The 17,163-nt window shown below is 65.6% G+C and carries 18 protein-coding genes and 1 tRNA gene; all 19 read left to right on the forward strand.

All coding sequences use genetic code 11. The features are described from left to right. Positions 1–26: 26 nt before the first annotated feature. The 19 genes from ABL844_RS11670 to nuoK all read left to right on the forward strand — a co-directional run bounded on the left by ABL844_RS11670 (position 27) and on the right by nuoK (position 17,157). Positions 27–1,187: a pyridoxal phosphate-dependent aminotransferase gene (locus tag ABL844_RS11670; RefSeq protein ID WP_418131349.1), complete on the forward strand. Its 1,161-nt coding sequence runs from the start codon at positions 27–29 to the stop codon at positions 1,185–1,187. A 105-nt stretch (positions 1,188–1,292) separates the two neighbouring features. Next, on the forward strand, positions 1,293–2,231 hold the full coding sequence (locus ABL844_RS11675) for a DMT family transporter (RefSeq protein WP_418131350.1): 939 nt from the start codon (positions 1,293–1,295) through the stop codon (positions 2,229–2,231). A gap of 88 nt (positions 2,232–2,319) precedes the next feature. After that, a complete protein-coding gene (rpsO, locus tag ABL844_RS11680) occupies positions 2,320–2,586 on the forward strand; it encodes a 30S ribosomal protein S15 (RefSeq protein ID WP_007837783.1) in 267 nt (88 codons plus the stop codon). Positions 2,587–2,792: 206 nt separating this feature from the next. Next, complete coding sequence (pnp, locus tag ABL844_RS11685; RefSeq protein WP_418131351.1) at positions 2,793–5,120, forward strand: polyribonucleotide nucleotidyltransferase; 2,328 nt, start codon at positions 2,793–2,795, stop codon at positions 5,118–5,120. Positions 5,121–5,225: 105 nt separating this feature from the next. Then, positions 5,226–6,224, forward strand: a complete 999-nt coding sequence (locus ABL844_RS11690) for an NAD(P)H-quinone oxidoreductase (RefSeq protein WP_418131352.1) — start codon at positions 5,226–5,228, stop codon at positions 6,222–6,224. 13 nt (positions 6,225–6,237) lie between these two features. Continuing rightward, complete coding sequence (tpiA, locus tag ABL844_RS11695) at positions 6,238–7,002, forward strand: triose-phosphate isomerase (RefSeq protein WP_184636544.1); 765 nt, start codon at positions 6,238–6,240, stop codon at positions 7,000–7,002. A gap of 37 nt (positions 7,003–7,039) precedes the next feature. Then, on the forward strand, positions 7,040–7,441 hold the full coding sequence (gene secG, locus ABL844_RS11700) for a preprotein translocase subunit SecG (protein WP_126018292.1): 402 nt from the start codon (positions 7,040–7,042) through the stop codon (positions 7,439–7,441). Positions 7,442–7,560: 119 nt separating this feature from the next. Further along, positions 7,561–7,645 (forward strand) — tRNA-Leu (locus tag ABL844_RS11705). 67 nt (positions 7,646–7,712) lie between these two features. Further along, positions 7,713–8,072 carry an NADH-quinone oxidoreductase subunit A gene (locus tag ABL844_RS11710; RefSeq protein WP_026346262.1) on the forward strand — a complete coding sequence of 120 codons (360 nt, stop codon included), beginning with the start codon at positions 7,713–7,715 and terminating at the stop codon, positions 8,070–8,072. 15 nt (positions 8,073–8,087) lie between these two features. Continuing rightward, complete coding sequence (locus ABL844_RS11715; protein WP_007837763.1) at positions 8,088–8,567, forward strand: NuoB/complex I 20 kDa subunit family protein; 480 nt, start codon at positions 8,088–8,090, stop codon at positions 8,565–8,567. Positions 8,568–8,580: 13 nt separating this feature from the next. Next, the gene (locus ABL844_RS11720) at positions 8,581–9,192 is read left to right on the forward strand and encodes an NADH-quinone oxidoreductase subunit C (RefSeq protein ID WP_126018294.1); all 612 of its coding nucleotides are present in this window, start codon (positions 8,581–8,583) and stop codon (positions 9,190–9,192) included. Positions 9,193–9,197: 5 nt separating this feature from the next. After that, a complete protein-coding gene (locus tag ABL844_RS11725; protein ID WP_126018296.1) occupies positions 9,198–10,451 on the forward strand; it encodes an NADH-quinone oxidoreductase subunit D in 1,254 nt (417 codons plus the stop codon). Positions 10,452–10,461: 10 nt separating this feature from the next. After that, positions 10,462–11,016, forward strand: coding sequence for an NADH-quinone oxidoreductase subunit NuoE (gene nuoE, locus ABL844_RS11730; protein WP_240650452.1), 555 nt, complete (start codon positions 10,462–10,464; stop codon positions 11,014–11,016). Beyond that, on the forward strand, positions 11,016–12,356 hold the full coding sequence (gene nuoF / locus ABL844_RS11735) for an NADH-quinone oxidoreductase subunit NuoF (RefSeq protein ID WP_369658637.1): 1,341 nt from the start codon (positions 11,016–11,018) through the stop codon (positions 12,354–12,356). Before nuoE ends, nuoF begins: the two co-directional genes overlap by 1 nt. Positions 12,357–12,373: 17 nt before the next feature. Further along, positions 12,374–14,545: an NADH-quinone oxidoreductase subunit NuoG gene (nuoG, locus tag ABL844_RS11740; RefSeq protein WP_418131353.1), complete on the forward strand. Its 2,172-nt coding sequence runs from the start codon at positions 12,374–12,376 to the stop codon at positions 14,543–14,545. Continuing rightward, a complete protein-coding gene (gene nuoH, locus ABL844_RS11745; protein ID WP_221297392.1) occupies positions 14,542–15,621 on the forward strand; it encodes an NADH-quinone oxidoreductase subunit NuoH in 1,080 nt (359 codons plus the stop codon). Before nuoG ends, nuoH begins: the two co-directional genes overlap by 4 nt. Before the next feature lie 17 nt (positions 15,622–15,638). After that, a complete protein-coding gene (gene nuoI / locus ABL844_RS11750; protein WP_019653385.1) occupies positions 15,639–16,160 on the forward strand; it encodes an NADH-quinone oxidoreductase subunit NuoI in 522 nt (173 codons plus the stop codon). 38 nt (positions 16,161–16,198) lie between these two features. After that, the gene (locus ABL844_RS11755) at positions 16,199–16,852 is read left to right on the forward strand and encodes an NADH-quinone oxidoreductase subunit J (RefSeq protein ID WP_126018304.1); all 654 of its coding nucleotides are present in this window, start codon (positions 16,199–16,201) and stop codon (positions 16,850–16,852) included. After that, positions 16,849–17,157 carry an NADH-quinone oxidoreductase subunit NuoK gene (nuoK, locus tag ABL844_RS11760; protein ID WP_093204819.1) on the forward strand — a complete coding sequence of 103 codons (309 nt, stop codon included), beginning with the start codon at positions 16,849–16,851 and terminating at the stop codon, positions 17,155–17,157. Before ABL844_RS11755 ends, nuoK begins: the two co-directional genes overlap by 4 nt. The last annotated feature ends 6 nt before the right edge of the window (positions 17,158–17,163 follow it).

Genomic DNA, 17,163 nt, shown 5'->3' on the forward strand with positions numbered 1-17,163 from the left:
GATGACGAACAACAGGAACTGCCTACATGCGTGAAGCCATCCACAACCTCGAAGCATCGAAAATCCGCGAAGTCGCCAATGCCGGCATGGGCCGCGACGACGTGCTGGCCTTCTGGTTCGGCGAGAGCGACGAAGTCACCCCCGAGGTGGTCCGCCAGGCGGCCATCGAATCGCTGCAGCGTGGCGAGACCTTCTACGCCCACAACCTCGGCCTGCCCGAGCTGCGCGAAGCCATCGCGCGCTACACCAGCGCGCTGCACCCCGCCGTCGAGGCGTCGCGCATCGCCGTCACTTCGGGTGGCGTGAGCGCGCTGATGCTGGCGGTGCAGGCGCTGGTCGACGCGGGCGACGAGGTGGTCGCCGTCACGCCGGTGTGGCCCAACCTCACGGCGCAGCCCGCGATCATGGGCGCGCACGTGCGCACGCTGCCGCTGGTGCCGGTGAACGGGCAGTGGACGCTCGACCTGCAGGCGCTGCGCGCGGCGGTCACCTCGAAGACCAGGCTGCTGATCGTCAACGCGCCGAACAACCCGACGGGCTGGACCATGAGCCGCGACGAGCAGCAGGCCGTGCTCGACCACTGCCGCCAGACGGGCACGTGGATCCTGGCCGACGAGGTGTACGAGCGGCTCTATTTCGAGCCCACGCCCAACGCCTGCGCGCCGAGCTTCCTCGACATCTCGAAGCCGGACGACCGGCTCGTGGTCACGCACAGCTTCTCGAAGAGCTTCCTGATGACCGGCTGGCGCCTCGGCTGGCTGGTGCTGCCGCCGTCGATGGTCGATGGCATCGGCAAGCTGATCGAGTTCAACACCTCGTGCGTCAGCGTGTTCACGCAGCGCGCAGCCATTGCCGCCATCGAGCACACGGCCGAGATCACGCCGCGCGTGGTGGCGCACCTGAAGCAGTGCCGCGACACGCTGGTGCCGCTGCTGGCCGCGCTGCCGGGCGTGCAGGTGGCGCCGGCCAAGGGCGGCATGTACGCCTTCTTCCGGCTCGAAGGCTTCGGCGACTCGCTCGAAGTGGCCAAGCGGCTGGTGGCCGAGGCCGGCCTGGGGCTCGCGCCGGGCAATGCCTTCGCGCCCGAGGCGCAGGGCTGGCTGCGCTGGTGCTTTGCGTCGAAGGATCCGCAGCGGCTGGTGAAAGGCGTGGAGCGGCTGCGCGACTGGCTGGCGCGGCAGAAGTAACACCGGCTGCAACACGGCCGGTCGGCCGGCTGCAATTTCGTTCAATACGCGGCGCGGCCGGGCCGCGAAGCTCGGGCTTTTCTCCACGAAGGCGGAAGGTCCGGGATGTCGCAACGGTTCAAGGGCATGGCGCTTTGTGCGCTGGCAATGGTCACGGTCGGGAGCACGGTGGTGGCCAGCAAGGTCATCGCGGCGGGGCTGCCGCCTTTCACCGCGACGGCGCTGCGCTTCGCGCTGGCGCTGCCGGTCTTTCTCGTGCTGCTGCGGTTGACCCGTACGCCATGGCCGCGGCCCGATCGGCGCGACCTGGCGCTGCTCGTGTGCCAGGCGGGGCTGGGGAGCGTGGGTTACACGGTGCTGCTGATCCTCGGCGTGCGCTGGGCGCCGGCCGCCAGCGCGGGCGTGGTGGCGGGCACCTTGCCGGCGGTAGCTGCGCTGGTGGCGGTGATCGCGCTGCGCGAGCGGCCGGGGCGGTATCTGGTGGGCAGCATCGTGCTGGCGACGGTCGGGGTGCTGGCGATCAGCTGGCCCGGGGGCGGTGCGGCGGCGGGATCGAGCTCCCCGGCGGCGCTGGCAGGCAACCTGCTGGTGCTGGGTGCGGTGATCTGCGAGGCGATGTTCATCCTGCTCAACAAGCGGCTGCGGGTTCCGGTGCGGCCGCTGGCGCTTTCGACGCTGATGACGGCGTTCGGGCTGTTGCTTTCGCTGGCTCCGGCTCTTTTCGAGCGGGCCTGGGAGCGGCCTTTGCCCGCCGAGGCGCTGGCCGGCGTCGCCTACTACGCGCTGGTGCCCACGGTGCTGGGCTTCGTACTGTGGTTTGCCGGGTCTTCCCGGCTGAACGGGGCAGAGGCGGCGCTGTTCACGGCCGTCCTGCCGGTCTCGGCGCTGGTGCTGGCGGCGCTGTGGCTGGGCGAGAGCATCAGCGCGGCGCAGATCGGCGGGGCGGCCTGCGTGCTGGGCGCGGTGGGGCTGGCGTCGCTCGACGGGAGGCCTGCCCGTGCTTCCAAGGGGGTAAAAGGGCCGGGCGGGGCGGTCGGGCTATAATCCCAAGGCTTTGCATGCCGCAAGGCGCACGGCGAGGGCAGTTCCAGTCCTGGCCGCAAGTCAAACATCCAGGAACAAGGAAATCAACATGATCGCAGCCTCCATCAAGGCCGAAGTTGTCAAGGACAACGCCCGCGCCGCCAACGACACCGGCAGCCCCGAAGTGCAAGTCGCACTGCTGACCGCCCGCATCAACGAGCTCACCCCCCACTTCAAGACGCACGCCAAGGACCACCACGGTCGTCGCGGCCTGCTGCGCATGGTGAGCCGCCGTCGCAAGCTCCTCGACTACCTCAAGTCCAAGGACGCCGACCGTTACACCGCGCTGATCGCCAAGCTGGGTCTGCGCAAGTAATCCAAATCGCATGAAAAAACGCCTGGGTTAGTCCGCTAGCTCAGGCGTTTTTTACTTCGCGATCCACTTTCGGAGTGCCCAAACAGAGCGAAGCTGTGTCATTCCAATGAAGTTCCCGCCGAGCTTCGCTGGAATGGCATCGTGTTCTGAGAAGCCTCCGTCACCTGCGGACTCCGTGTAGTTCGCTATCAAAACAGGAGCAAAACATGAGCCTCTTCAACAAAGTCACCAAGTCGTTCCAATGGGGCGGCAAGACCGTGGTCATGGAAACGGGCGAGATCGCCCGCCAGGCCAGCGGCGCAGTGCTCGTCGACATCGAGGGCACCGTCATCCTCGCGACCGTGGTCGCCTCCAAGTCGGCCAAGCCCGGCCAGGACTTCTTCCCGCTGACCGTCGACTACATCGAGAAGACCTATGCCGCGGGCAAGATCCCCGGCAGCTTCTTCAAGCGCGAAGCCAAGCCCAGCGAGCATGAAACGCTGACCAGCCGCCTGATCGACCGCCCGATCCGTCCGCTGTTCCCCGAAGGCTTCCTGAACGAAGTGCACGTGGTCGTGCACACGATCTCGCTGAACCCCGAAGTCGACGCCGACATCGCCGCCATGATCGGCGTGAGCGCCGCCCTGTCGATCTCCGGCGTGCCGTTCAACGGCCCGATCGGTGCCGCCCGCGTGGGCTACATCAACGGCCAGTACGTGCTGAACCCGGGCCAGACCGCCCGCAAGGATTCGCAGATGGACCTCGTCGTGGCCGGCACGCAAGCCGCCGTGCTGATGGTCGAGTCCGAAGCCCTGCAGTTGAGCGAAGAAGTCATGCTGGGTGGCGTGGTGTTCGGCCACGAGCAGGCCAACATCGCCATCGACGCGATCCATGAACTCGTGCGCGACGCCGGCAAGCCGGTGTGGGACTGGCAAGCGCCTGCCGAAGACGAAGCCTTCGTCGCCAAGGTCAAGGGCCTGGCCGAAGACAAGCTGCGCGCCGTCTACCAGATCCGCAGCAAGCAGGCCCGCACCCAGGCCCTGCGCGAAGCCAACGCCAGCGTGCTCGAGGCCCTGAAGGCCGAAGGCGCCGAATTCGACTCCGGCAAGGTCTCCGACCTGCTGTTCGCCATCGAATCGAAGATCGTGCGCAGCCAGATCCTGTCGGGCGAGCCGCGCATCGACGGCCGCGACACGCGCACCGTGCGTCCCATCGAAATCCGCAACTCGGTGCTGCCCCGCACCCACGGCTCGGCCCTGTTCACGCGCGGCGAGACGCAGGCGCTGGTCGTGACCACGCTGGGCACCGAGCGCGACGCACAGCGCATCGACGCGCTGGCCGGCGAGTACGAGGACCGCTTCCTGTTCCACTACAACATGCCTCCCTTCGCCACCGGTGAGGTGGGCCGCATGGGCTCCACCAAGCGCCGCGAAGTGGGCCACGGCCGCCTGGCCAAGCGCGCGCTGGTCGCCGTGCTGCCGAACAAGGAAGAGTTCCCGTACACGGTCCGCGTGGTGTCGGAAATCACCGAGTCGAACGGCTCGTCGTCGATGGCATCGGTGTGCGGCGGCTGCCTCTCGATGATGGACGCCGGCGTGCCCATGAAGGCGCACGTGGCGGGCATCGCCATGGGCCTGATCAAGGAAGACAACCGCTTCGCGGTGCTGACCGACATCCTGGGCGACGAGGATCACCTGGGCGACATGGACTTCAAGGTGGCCGGTACGACCAACGGCATCACCGCCTTGCAGATGGACATCAAGATCCAGGGCATCACCAAGGAAATCATGCAGGTCGCGCTGGCACAGGCCAAGGAAGCGCGCATGCACATCCTCGGCAAGATGCAGGAAGCGATGGGCGAGGCCAAGTCCGACGTGTCGCAGTTCGCACCGCGCCTGACCACGCTGAAGATCAACCCCGAGAAGATCCGCGACGTGATCGGCAAGGGCGGCGCGGTCATCCGCGGCCTGCAGGAAGAAACCGGCACGACGATCAACATCGACGAAGACGGCACCATCACCATCGCCTCGACCGATCCGGAAAAGGCCGAGATGGCCAAGAAGCGCATCGAGCAGATCACTGCCGAAGTCGAAATCGGCAAGGTCTACGAAGGCCCGGTCACCAAGATCCTGGACTTCGGTGCGCTCATCAACCTGCTGCCCGGCAAGGACGGCCTGCTGCACATCAGCCAGATCGCGCACGAACGCGTCGAGAAGGTGACCGACTACCTGAGCGAAGGCCAGATCGTGAAGGTCAAGGTCCTCGAGACCGACGACAAGGGCCTCGTCAAGCTGTCCATGAAGGCCCTGACCGAGCGTCCGGCCGGCATGGAGTTCAGCGAGCGTCCCCCGCGCGAAGACCGTGGTGACCGCGGCGAGCGTCGTGAGCGTGGCGACCGCGGAGACCGCGGTGATCGCGGCGAGCGTGGTGGTGACCGCGGCGGCGATCGCGGCGAACGCGCGCCTCGCTTCAACGAACAGCAGCAACAGCCGCGCAGCGAAGCGCCGGCCGGCGAGCAGCCGCAGCAGCAAGCTCCGCGCGAGCCTCAGGAGTAAGAAGGGCGCGAGGGTGGCGGCTGTGCATGCAGCCGCCATTGCTGCCTCTTCATCTTTTGAACGTCAAGCTGCGCCCCATCTGCGGGCGCTGGAGGCCGAAAGACCATGAAAGCCATTGAAATCACTTCGTACGGCGCCCCCGAGGTGCTGCGCGTCGCCGAGCGTCCCGACCCCGTCGCGGGCGCCGGCGAACTGCTGATCCGCGTTGCGGCGAGTGGCGTCAATCGCCCCGACGTGTTGCAGCGCAAGGGGCACTACCCGGTGCCGCCGGGCGCGTCCGATCTGCCGGGCCTCGAAGTGGCTGGCGAGATCGTGTCGGGCGATGCCGCGGCGTTGGCAGAGGCCGGCTTCAAGGTCGGCGATCGCGTCTGCGCGCTGATTGCCGGCGGCGGCTATGCCGAGCTGTGCGTGGCGCCCGTGGCGCAATGCCTGCCAGTGCCCAAAGGGTGGAGCGATCTCGAAGCGGCCTCTCTGCCCGAGACCTTCTTCACCGTCTGGAGCAACGTGTTCGAACGCGGCCGCCTCCAGAAGGGTGAGACGCTGCTCATTCAGGGCGGCTCGAGCGGCATCGGCGTCACGGCGATCCAGATCGCCAAGGCGCTCGGCGCGACCGTGATCGTCACGGCCGGCAGCGACGACAAGTGTGAAGCCTGCCTCAAGCTCGGCGCCGACCACGCCATCAACTACCGTACCAGCGACTTCGTCGAAGAGGCGAAGAAGCTCACGGGCGGCAAGGGCGTGGACGTGGTGCTCGACATGGTCGCCGGCGACTACGTGGCGCGCGAGGTCGAATGCCTGGCCGAAGATGGCCGTCTGGTCATCATCGCGGTGCAGGGCGGCGTGAAGAGCGAGATCAATGCGGGTCTCGTGCTGCGCAGGCGGCTCACGATCACCGGCTCGACGCTGCGTCCGCGGCCCGTGGCGTTCAAGGGCGCCATTGCCAGGGCGTTGCGCGAGAAGGTGTGGCCGCTGCTGGAAAGCGGCGCGATCAAGCCCGTGATCCACAGCACCTTTGCCGCGGCGGGTGAGCCAAGCGGCGCGGCCCAGGCTCATGCGCTGATGGAATCGAACCAGCACATCGGCAAGATCGTGCTGACATGGTGACGAGAAGAACGCGATGACAACGAAGAAGAAACTGATCGCCGGCAACTGGAAGATGAACGGCGGCCTGGCTGCCAACGAGGCGCTGGTGAAGGCCCTCCAGCAGGGCCTGGCCGCGAGCCCGGCCGCCTGCGACGTGGCGCTGTGCGCGCCCGCTCCGTATTTCGCGCAGCTGCAGTCGCTGCTGGCGGCTTCGCCGGCCCTGGCGCTCGGCGCGCAGGATGTCTCGGCGCACCCGCAAGGCGCGTTCACGGGCGAGCAATCGGCCGCGATGCTGAAGGACTTCGGCGTGCGCTATGCGATCGTCGGCCACTCCGAGCGTCGCCAGTACCACGGCGAGAGCGACGAAGCGGTTGCTGCCAAGACCGCGGCTGCGCTGGCCAACGGCATCACGCCGATCGTCTGCGTGGGCGAGACCCTTGCGCAGCGCGAAGCAGGGCAGACCGAAGAGGTGGTCAAGCGCCAGCTGGCTGCCGTCATTCACGTGAACGGCCATTGCATCAGCGAGATCGTGGTGGCTTATGAGCCTGTCTGGGCCATCGGCACAGGCAAGACGGCCACGCCGGAGCAGGCGCAGGCAGTGCACGCGGTGCTGCGCGCACAACTGCATCACGCGGCCAGCGAGCATGCCGCCGGCATCCGCATTCTTTATGGCGGCAGCATGAACGCGGCGAATGCCGCGGAGCTGCTGGCGCAGGCCGACATCGATGGCGGCCTCATCGGCGGTGCGTCGCTCAAGGCGCCCGACTTTCTGCAGATCATTTCCGCCGCTGCGCGTTGAACGCGCACCGGTTGCATCAAATTAGGAGTAAGAACGAATGAACGTGGTCCTCAACCTTCTGGTCGGCGTGCAGATGCTGGCAGCGCTCGCGATGATCGGCCTCATCCTGATCCAGCACGGCAAGGGCGCCGACATGGGCGCGGCCTTCGGCAGCGGCAGCGCCGGCAGCCTGTTCGGTGCCAGCGGCAGTGCCAACTTCCTGTCGCGCACCACGGCAGTGCTTGCCGCGGTGTTCTTCGCTTGCACGCTGCTGCTGGCCTACTTCAGCCATGCGCGTCCTGCTGGCGGCGGCAGTCTTCTGGAGCGTGCGGCAGTGGGTGCGCCTGCTGCGCCGGCCTCCGGTGCTGCGAACGAGATCCCCGGTGCGGCAGCTCCGAATGCGCCTGCTTCGGCTCCTGCAGCCCCTGTTTCGGGTGCGGGGCAGATTCCGGGCAAGTAATCAACTCGTTTTCATGAGTTGCCCGTGAGAAATGGCTCCATTTCAGGGTAAACTCTAAATCTGTTCGGAAAGCCAAATTCCTCTTGCAGGTACCTCATGCCATCCGAACAGCAAAAACCGCGGTCGTGGTGAAATTGGTAGACACGCTATCTTGAGGGGGTAGTGGCGAAAGCTGTGCGAGTTCGAGTCTCGCCGACCGCACCAAATCTCATCGGCGGAAAACCTCATCCAGAGGTTCTTCCTGCCGGTGGCAAGCGGTGAAAAACTCTCGATGAATCTCGACTCCTACCTCCCCGTCCTTTTGTTCATTCTGGTCGGAGTCGGCGTAGGCGTCGCCCCTCAGGTCATCGGATACATTCTCGGCCCCAACAGGCCCGACACCGCGAAGAACTCCCCGTACGAGTGTGGCTTTGAGGCCTTCGAGGATGCGCGCATGAAGTTCGACGTGCGCTATTACCTCGTCGCGATTCTCTTCATCCTGTTCGACCTCGAAATTGCATTCCTCTTTCCATGGGCTATTGCGCTCAAGGAAATCGGCGCTGTTGGCTTCTGGGCCATGATGATCTTTCTCGCCATCCTCGTCGTGGGCTTCGCCTACGAGTGGAAAAAGGGCGCGCTCGACTGGGAATGACAAGGAAGAAACACGATGGCCATTGAAGGCGTTCTCAAGGAAGGCTTCGTCACCACGACCTACGATTCGGTCGTCAACTGGGCGAAGACTGGTTCTCTCTGGCCGATGACCTTCGGCCTTGCATGCTGTGCGGTGGAGATGATGCACGCGGGCGCCGCCCGCTATGACATCGACCGCTTCGGCATGCTGTTCCGCCCCAGCCCGCGCCAGTCCGACCTGATGATCGTGGCCGGCACGCTGTGCAACAAGATGGCTCCGGCCCTGCGCAAGGTCTACGACCAGATGCCGGAGCCGCGCTGGGTTCTCTCCATGGGTTCGTGCGCGAATGGCGGTGGCTACTACCACTACAGCTATTCGGTCGTGCGCGGCTGCGACCGCATCGTGCCGGTCGATGTCTACGTTCCGGGTTGCCCGCCCACCGCCGAGGCCTTGCTCTACGGCGTGATCCAGCTGCAGCAGAAGATTCGCCGCACCAACACCATTGCCCGCGCCTGAGGGATCGCCGACGATGACTGACTTTGCAATTTCGCCGGAGGTGCTGCGCGCCACCGTCGCCGAGACGCTCGGCGCCAAGGCCAAGAGCGTGACCGTCGCCCTCGACGAGGTGAACGTGGTGGTCGGCGCTGCCGACTACCTCGAGGCTGCACTGCTGCTGCGCGATGCGCCCGGCTGCCGCTTCGAGCAGCTGATCGACCTCTGCGGCATGGACTACTCCGACTACCGTGACGGCGAGTGGCAGGGCGGGCGCTATGGCGTCGTCTCCCATCTGCTGTCGGTGAGTCTCAACCAGCGCGTGCGCCTGACGGTGCTCGCATCGAGCGACGACTTCCCCGTGGTCGACTCGCTGCAGTCCGTTTGGAACTCCGCCACCTGGTTCGAGCGCGAAGCCTTCGACCTCTATGGCATCGTGTTCGAAGGCCACGACGACCTGCGCCGCCTTCTGACCGACTACGGCTTCATCGGCCATCCGTTCCGCAAGGACTTCCCGGTGTCGGGTCATGTCGAGATGCGCTACGACGAAGAGCAGAAGCGCGTGGTCTACCAGCCGGTTTCCATCGAGCCGCGCGAAATCACCCCGCGCGTGATCCGCGAAGACAACTACGGCGGCGGTTTGCACTGACTGATATGGCCGAAATCAAGAACTACACACTCAACTTCGGTCCCCAGCACCCGGCAGCGCACGGCGTGCTGCGCCTGGTGCTCGAGCTGGACGGCGAGGTCATCCAGCGCGCCGACCCCCACATCGGCCTGCTGCACCGCGCCACCGAGAAGCTTGCCGAAACGCGCACCTTCATCCAGTCGCTGCCGTACATGGACCGTCTCGACTACGTGTCGATGATGAGCAACGAGCACGCCTACTGCCTGGCCATCGAGCGGATGCTGGGCCTCGAGGTGCCGGAGCGCGCGCAATACATCCGCGTGATGTTCGCCGAGATCACCCGCCTGCTGAACCACCTGCTGTGGCTCGGCGCGCACGGCCTCGACTGCGGCGCGATGAACATGCTCATCTACTGCTTCCGCGAGCGCGAAGACCTGTTCGACATGTACGAGGCCGTTTCCGGCGCGCGCATGCACGCGGCGTACTTCCGTCCGGGCGGCGTGTACCGCGACCTGCCCGACGCGATGCCGCGCTACAAGGTCAGCAAGGTCAAGAACGCGAAGGCCATCGAGAAGCTCAACGAGAACCGCCAGGGGTCGCTGCTCGACTTCGTCGACGACTTCTGCAAGCGCTTCCCGAAGATGGTTGACGAGTACGAGACGCTGCTCACCGACAACCGCATCTGGAAGCAGCGCACCGTCGGCATCGGCGTGGTTTCGCCGGAGCGCGCCCTGAACCTCGGCTTCACCGGCCCCATGCTGCGCGGCTCGGGCATCGAATGGGACCTGCGCAAGAAGCAGCCCTACGACGTCTACGACCGCATGCAGTTCGACGTGCCCGTGGGCAAGACCGGCGACTGCTACGACCGCTACCTGGTCCGCGTCGAGGAGATGCGCCAGGCCAACCGGATCATCCAGCAGTGCTCGGCCTGGCTGCGTGCCAACCCCGGTCCTGTCATCACCGACAACCACAAGGTCGCCGCGCCCGCGCGCGAATCGATGAAGGCGAACATGGAGGAGCTGATCCACCATTTCAAGCTCTTCACCGAAGGCTTCCATGTGCCCGAAGGCCAGGCCTATGCCGCCGTCGAGCATCCGAAGGGCGAGTTCGGCATCTATCTCGTGAGCGACGGCGCCAACAAGCCGTACCGCCTGAAGATCCGCGCCCCTGGTTTCCCGCACCTAGCCGCCCTCGACGAAATGTCGCGCGGTCACATGATCGCCGACGCTGTCGCGGTGATCGGCACGATGGACATCGTGTTCGGCGAGATCGACAGGTGAGAAAGAGCGAATGACTTCCTCGACCCACCATGACACGGCGCCCTCGGCGCCTTCTGCCCCTCTGGAGCCTGCGATCCTCGAGCGCTTTGCGCGCGAGGTGGCGAAGTACCCCGAGGCGGGCAAGCAGTCGGCCGTGATGGCCTGCCTGTCCATCGTCCAGCAGAACGAGGGCTACGTCAGCCTGCAGCGCGAGCGCGAGATCGCCGAGTACCTCGGCATGGCGCCCATTGCCGTGCACGAGGTGACGACCTTCTACAACATGTACAACCAGCATCCGGTGGGCAAGTTCAAGCTCAACGTGTGCACCAACCTGCCTTGCCAGCTGCGCGATGGCGTCACCGCCCTCGTGCATCTCGAGAAGAAGCTCGGCATCAAGATGGGCGAGACCACGCCCGACGGCCTGTTCACGCTGCAGCAGAGCGAATGCCTGGGCGCCTGCGCCGATTCGCCCGTGATGCTGGTCAACGACCGCACGATGTGCAGCTTCATGAGCAACGAGAAGCTCGACCAGCTGGTCGACGGCCTGCGCAACGCCGCGCCGGCCACCAAGGGGGAGGCTTCCTGATGTCACCCGAACAAGTGCTCCAGCAGTTCCAGGCGACGGGCGTCCAGACCTGTTTCCATGACCGCCACATCGAGCCGCAGATCTATGCCGGCCTCGACGGCACCAACTGGCGCCTGGCCGACTACGAGGCGCGCGGCGGCTACCAGGCCCTGCGCAAGATCCTGACCGAGGGCCTCACGCCCGACCAGGTGATCGCCGAAGTGAAGGCCTCCGGCCTGCGCGGCCGCGGCGGCGCGGGCTTCCCGACCGGCCTGAAGTGGAGCTTCATGCCCCGCCAGTTCCCGGGCCAGAAGTACCTCGTCTGCAACTCCGACGAAGGCGAGCCGGGTACGTGCAAGGACCGCGACATCCTGCAGTTCAACCCGCACATCGTGATCGAGGGCATGGCCATCGCCGCCTACGCGATGGGCATCAGCGTGGGCTACAACTACATCCACGGCGAGATATTCCAGACCTACGAGCGCTTCGAGGAAGCTCTCGAAGAGGCGCGTGCCGCCGGCTATCTCGGCGACAAGATCATGGGCAGCACGTACAACTTCCAGTTGCACGCGGCCCACGGCTTCGGCGCCTACATCTGCGGCGAGGAAACCGCGCTGCTCGAATCGCTGGAAGGCAAGAAGGGCCAGCCGCGCTTCAAGCCGCCGTTCCCCGCCAGCTTCGGCCTGTACGGCAAGCCCACCACCATCAACAACACCGAGACCTTCGCGGCGGTGCCCTGGATCATCCGCAACGGCGGCCAGGCCTACCTCGAGTGCGGCAAGCCGAACAACGGCGGCACCAAGATCTACTCGGTGAGCGGCGACGTCGAGCTGCCCGGCAACTACGAAGTCCCGATGGGCACGCCGTTCTCCAAGCTCCTGGAGCTGGCCGGCGGCGTTCGCAAGGGCCGCACGCTGAAGGCGGTGATTCCCGGCGGTTCGTCCGCGCCGGTGCTGCCCGCGTCGATCATGATGGAATGCACGATGGACTACGACTCCATCTCCAAGGCCGGCTCCATGCTGGGCTCGGGCGCCGTCATCGTGATGGACGACAGCCGTTCGATGGTCGAGTCGCTGCGCCGCCTGTCGTACTTCTACATGCACGAGTCCTGCGGCCAGTGCACGCCGTGCCGCGAAGGCACCGGCTGGCTCTACCGCGTGGTGGACCGCATCCACAATGGGCAGGGCAGGGCGTCCGACATGGACCTGCTGAACTCGGTGGCCGACAACATCCAGGGCCGCACGATCTGCGCCCTCGGCGACGCGGCGGCAATGCCGGTGCGCGCCATGATCAAGCACTTCCGCCATGAGTTCGAGGCCCTGATCCCGGGCTACGTACCGAAAGCGCCCGTCAAGGCCTGAGCGCGAGAAATACACATATGGTTGAAATCGAACTCGACGGCAAGAAGGTCGAAGTCGCCGAAGGCAGCATGGTCATGCACGCTGCCGACAAGGCCGGCACGTACATCCCGCACTTCTGCTATCACAAGAAACTGAGCATCGCGGCCAACTGCCGCATGTGCCTCGTGGACGTGGAGAAAGCGCCCAAGCCGATGCCGGCCTGCGCCACGCCCGTCACGCAGGGCATGATCGTTCGCACCAAGAGCGAGAAGGCCATCAAGGCGCAGCAGTCGGTCATGGAGTTCCTCCTGATCAACCACCCGCTGGATTGCCCGATCTGCGACCAGGGCGGCGAATGCCAGCTGCAGGACCTGGCCGTCGGCTATGGCGGTTCCTCTTCGCGCTACGAAGAGGAAAAGCGCGTCGTCTTCCACAAGGACGTCGGCCCGCTGATCAGCATGGAAGAGATGAGCCGCTGCATCCACTGCACGCGCTGCGTCCGCTTCGGCCAGGAAGTGGCCGGCGTGATGGAGCTCGGCATGTCGAACCGCGGCGAGCACTCCGAAATCGAAACCTTCGTGGGCGACTCGGTCGACTCCGAACTCTCGGGCAACATGATCGACATCTGCCCGGTCGGCGCGCTCACGAGCAAGCCCTTCCGCTACAGCGCCCGCACCTGGGAACTGTCGCGCCGCAAGTCGGTGAGCCCGCACGACTCCACCGGCGCCAACCTGATCGTCCAGGTCAAGAACAACCGCGTGATGCGCGTGGTGCCGCTCGAGAACGAAGATGTCAACGAATGCTGGATCGCCGACCGCGACCGCTTCTCGTACGAAGCGCTCAATGGCCCCGAGCGCCTGACGCAGCCCATGCTGAAGCAGGGCGGCCAGTGGCAGCAGGTCGACTGGCAGACGGCGCTCGAGTACGTCGCCAACGGCCTCAAGCAGATCAAGGCCGACCACGGCGCGCAGAGCATCGGTACGCTGGTCAGCCCGCACAGCACGCTCGAAGAGCTGCAGCTCGCCGCCATGCTCACGCGTGAGCTCGGCAGCGACAACATCGACTACCGCCTGCGCAATGCCGAATTCGCCGCCTTCGAAGGCGTGCGCTGGCTCGGCACTTCCATCGCGTCGCTCACGCAGCTGCAGCGCGCGCTCGTCGTGGGTTCGAACCTGCGCAAGGAGCACCCGCTGTTCGCGCAGCGCATCCGCCAGGCCGTGCGAAAGGGCGCCGCGCTGTCGGTGATCACTTCGGCCAGCCTGATGGCCGACCGCGACGCCTGGGCCATCAACGTGGCACAGTCGACCATCGTCGATGCCGGCGAGTGGGTCGAGGCGCTGGCCGCGGTGGCTGCAGCCATCGGCGAAACCAGTGGCGCGGCCGCTCCTCTGGCGCCGAAGAACGCACCGGACGCCGCCGCCAAGGCGATCGCTGCCTCGCTGCTGAGCGGCGAACGCAAGGCCATCCTGCTCGGCAATGCAGCCGCGCACCACGCACAGGCCAGCAGCCTGCTGGCGCTGGCCAACTGGATCGGCGCGCAGACCGGCGCCACCGTCGGTTACCTGACCGAGGCGGCCAACACCGTGGGCGCGCAGATCGTCGGCGCGTTCCCGAAGAACGGCGGCCTGGATGCCGGCCGCATGCTCGCCGCTGGCTCGGGCCTGAAGGCCGTGATGCTGCTGAACACCGAGCCGGTGTTCGACTCGGCAGCCGGCGCAGCCGCGGCCGATGTCATCGGCAATGCGCAAATGGTCGTCACGCTGAGCCCCTTCAAGGCCAACCTCGAATTCAGCGACGTGCTGCTTCCGATCGCCCCGTTCAGCGAAACGCCCGGCACCTTCGTCAACGCCGAGGGCCGCGTCCAGGGCTTCCACGCCGTGGTGAAGCCCCTGGGCGAAACCCGTCCGGCCTGGAAGGTGCTGCGCGTGCTGGCCAACCTGCTGGGCCTGCCCGGCTTCGCGTTCGAATCGACCGCCGAAGTGCTGGCCACCGTGGGTGAGAAGGGCGCCGTGCCCGCGAATGCGCTGAGCAACGCCACGTCCGCCACTGCGGTCGCTGCCGACGGCGCGGCTGCTGCACCCGTGGTCGCGAGCATCTACCAGCTGGATTCGATCGTGCGCCGCGCACCATCGCTGCAACTGACAGCCGACGCGCGCAACGCATCGGCTGGCTCCAACGTGACGGCTGGTGCCGAGGAGGCATTGGCATGATCGTCGACACCATTCACGGCTTCGGCCAGGGCCTGGTGGCCGCGGGCTGGTGGACCGGCGTGGTCTGGCCGGTGATCTGGACGCTGATCAAGATCATCATCGTGGTCATCCCGCTGATGTTGGCCGTGGCGTACCTCACGCTGTGGGAGCGCAAGGCCATCGGCTTCACGCAGATCCGCATCGGCCCGAACCGCATTGGACCGCTGGGCCTGCTCCAGCCGATCGCCGACGCGCTCAAGCTGATGACCAAGGAAATCATTCTTCCGACGGTCGCCAACAAGGGCCTGTTCCTGCTCGGCCCGATCATGACCATCATGCCGGCGCTCGCCGCATGGGCCGTGATTCCCTTCGGCCCCGACGTGGCGCTGGCCAACATCAACGCCGGCCTGCTGTTCGTGATGGCCATCACCTCGCTCGAGGTGTACGGCGTGATCATCGCCGGCTGGGCGTCGAACTCGAAGTACGCCTTTCTTGGCGCGCTGCGCGCCTCGGCACAGATGGTGAGCTACGAAATCGCGATGGGCTTCTGCTTCGTCGTGGTGCTGATGGTCACCGGCAGCCTGAACATGACCGAGATCGTCAACGTGCAGGGCAAGGGTATGTTCGCAGACATGGGCATCAGCGTCCTGTCGTGGAACTGGCTGCCGCTGCTGCCGATCTTCGTCGTCTACTTCATCTCGGGCCTCGCCGAAACCAACCGCCACCCCTTCGACGTGGTGGAAGGCGAATCCGAAATCGTGGCCGGCCACATGATCGAGTATTCGGGCATGAGCTTCGCGATGTTCTTCCTGGCCGAATACGCCAACATGTGGCTCGTCTCGATCCTGACCGTGGTGCTGTTCCTCGGCGGATGGCTGCCCCCGTTCGAGTTCCTGAGCTTCATTCCGGGCTGGATCTGGCTGGGCCTCAAGACCTTCTGCGTGGTCACCATGTTCCTGTGGGTGCGTTCGACGTTCCCGCGCTTCCGCTATGACCAGATCATGCGTCTGGGCTGGAAGATCTTCATTCCCGTCACGCTCGTGTGGCTGGTCGTGGTCGGTGGCTGGATGCAGACGCCGTTCAACATCTGGAAATAACAGGGAGCGCCAACATCATGTCTGCTGCGCACACCGCAACACCATCCGCGCCTTTCTCGCTCAAGGACTTCCTGAGCAGCTTCATGCTGTTCGAGCTGTTCAAGGGCCTGGCCATCACCGGCAAGTACGCCTTCGCCCGCAAGATCACGGTGCAGTTCCCCGAAGAGAAGACGCCGCTGTCGCCGCGCTTCCGCGGCCTGCACGCGCTGCGCCGCTACGAGAACGGCGAAGAGCGCTGCATCGCCTGCAAGCTCTGTGAAGCCGTCTGCCCGGCGCTGGCGATCACCATCGAATCGGACGTGCGCGACGACGGCTCGCGTCGCACGACGCGCTACGACATCGACCTGACCAAGTGCATCTTCTGCGGCTTCTGCGAAGAGAGCTGCCCGGTCGACTCGATCGTCGAGACGCACATCTTCGAATACCACGGCGAAAAGCGCGGCGACCTGTACTTCACCAAGGACATGCTGCTGGCCGTGGGCGACCGCTACGAGAAGGAAATCGCAGCGAACAAGGCGGCCGACGCCAAGTACCGCTGACCCGGTTCAGCCCGAAACCCGTACCAATTCGAATTCCAATGGACGTCAAGACCGGTCTGTTCTATCTGTTTGCCGTGGTGCTGCTGTTCGCAGCATTCCGCGTCATCACCGCCCGCAACCCCGTGTACGCCGCGCTGTACCTGGTTCTGGCCTTCTTCCAGGCATCGGCCATCTGGCTGCTGCTGCGCGCCGAGTTCCTCGCGATTTCGCTCGTGCTCGTGTATGTGGGCGCCGTGATGGTGCTGTTCCTGTTCGTGGTGATGATGCTGGACATCAACGTCGACAGCTTGCGGGAGGGCTTCTGGAAGCACTTCCCGCTGGCGGCGGGCGTAGGTGCGCTGATCGCGCTCGAGATGGCGGCGGTGCTCATGGGCGGCTTCCGCCTGGGCGAGGCACCCCGCGCCGCGGCCAATGCGGCAGCGGCCAACACCTCCAATACGCTCGAACTGGGCAAGCTGCTCTACTCCGAATATCTCTATCCGCTGGAAATCGCCGCGGTCATCCTGCTCGTGGCCATCGTGGCCGCCATCGCACTGACGCTGCGCACCCGCAAGGACAGCAAGTACGTCAACCCGGCCGACCAGGTTCGCGTGAAGGCACGCGACCGCGTGCGCATCGTGCAGATGCCGGCAACGCGTGCCGCGGAGCCTGTGGTCGAAGCTGCGGACGCTGCAAAGGAAAACAAGGCATGACGCTCACGCTCGGACACTTTCTTTCGCTCGGCGCGATGCTTTTCGCGCTGTCCGTGATCGGCATCTTCCTGAACCGCAAGAACCTGATCGTCCTGCTGATGGCCATCGAGCTGATGCTGCTGGCGGTCAACATGAACTTCGTGGCCTTCTCGCACTTCCTGGGCGACATGCATGGCCAGATCTTCGTGTTCTTCATCCTGACGGTGGCCGCGGCCGAGTCGGCGATCGGGCTGGCGCTGCTGGTCCTGCTGTTCCGTAACAGGTCGAACATCAACGTCGACGAACTCAACTCGCTCAAGGGTTGACAGCAA

It is taken from the genome of Variovorax sp. 278MFTsu5.1, from assembly GCF_048305045.1.
Classification (GTDB): domain Bacteria; phylum Pseudomonadota; class Gammaproteobacteria; order Burkholderiales; family Burkholderiaceae_C; genus Variovorax; species Variovorax guangxiensis.